This is a genomic window from Rhodoferax sp. ZS1R8 (assembly GCF_056521325.1).
This window is the reverse complement of record NZ_JBWMBA010000129.1, coordinates 1-1182: the sequence shown is the minus strand read 5'-3', so window position 1 is coordinate 1182 and position 1182 is coordinate 1. Positions and strand designations below refer to the sequence as shown.

At 55.4% G+C, this 1182-nt stretch carries 2 pseudogenes; one reads left to right on the top strand and one right to left on the bottom strand.

Features of this window, described 5'->3' with window-relative positions:
- Window positions 1-254, bottom strand: a pseudogene (locus AC097P_RS24375) (IS1634 family transposase); the annotation flags it as partial.
- 170 nt (window positions 255-424) lie between these two features.
- Here AC097P_RS24375 and AC097P_RS24370 point away from each other — a divergent pair.
- Window positions 425-1012, top strand: a pseudogene (locus AC097P_RS24370) (IS110 family RNA-guided transposase); the annotation flags it as partial.
- Window positions 1013-1182 lie beyond the last annotated feature (170 nt).

Below are 1182 nucleotides of genomic sequence, written 5' to 3'. Positions count from 1 at the left end.
CAGAGTTCAGATAGAGCCCAGATATCGCCCGCATGGCGGCTGTCGGTAAACCGAAGTCCATCAAGAGCAGAGGCCGCAGGTGCCAGCCCTCGGGCGCCTTGCAAAGAGGCAATCAGGGTGTCGACTTCACCGCCGGCTTCAAGGCGACCCAGGGTGCAGACGGTGCGTTGACGAGGTTTGCCTTGCTCGTTGCGAAAGGATTCCACCAGTTGGGCGTAGCGTCGATTACCGGTTTGGGTGACCTTGATGAACATGGCAACCATGTGTAGCTCAAATGGGAAAACATGAAAACTACCGCAAAAGCAAAACGCGCCACTACAAACACTTCTTACTTTCAACCTTGAAAACGCCGTAAGTGCTTGAAATCATTGACTTGCCTGGCAGACAATCAAAAAAATCGGCAAAATGGTGTCGAACTTCTGCGGCCACCTTTGCCAATGGCATAAGAGCCTTGTTCAAGGAAATTGAGGCGACCCTTGAAGGGCTGGCGCACACATTGCCGCAGATGGTGCGTGACAGCCTGCACGAGCAGGTGGCGCGCATCAAAGCCACTGAGGTGGATATGCATGCCATTGAGGCGCGCCTGCAAATTCAACTCAAGCAAGACCCCCAAATGCAACGCATTGCCCAGATTCCTGGTGTGGGGCTCCTCACGGCCACCGCAGCCATTGCCACCATGGGGGAGGCCAGTGCATTGAAGTCAGGTCGCGAGTTCTGCGCCTGGCTGGGCTTGGTGCCCAAACAAACTGGTACGGGCGGCAAGGTCCGACTGGGTGCAATCTCCAAGCGCGGCGACACCTATTTGAGGACGTTGCTGATCCGTGGTGCCCGAAGTGTGATAGCGCACGCCAAAGAGCCGACGCCGTGGCTGCAGGGCATCAAGGCTCGGCGTCCCTCCAACGTGGTCTTTGTAGCGCAGGCGGCCAAGATGGCAAGAACGATCTGGGCCATCACAGCCAAAGCACAGGATTACGACAAAGGCTTCAAGAGCACCAGGCCCCAAGCGGCGTGATGCTGAAATAACGCAGACCAGACAAAGCAACGGACCGAGCAACAGAAAAATGAAAGGACTATGGTTTTAGCCTTGGAAGGCTAGCAGGTGGCAAAGAGTGAAGTGATGTGAAACAGGTCAGACCGGTGGCGAGCTAAACCTGAGAAATGCTTGGGACTTAAAAAGTCCGT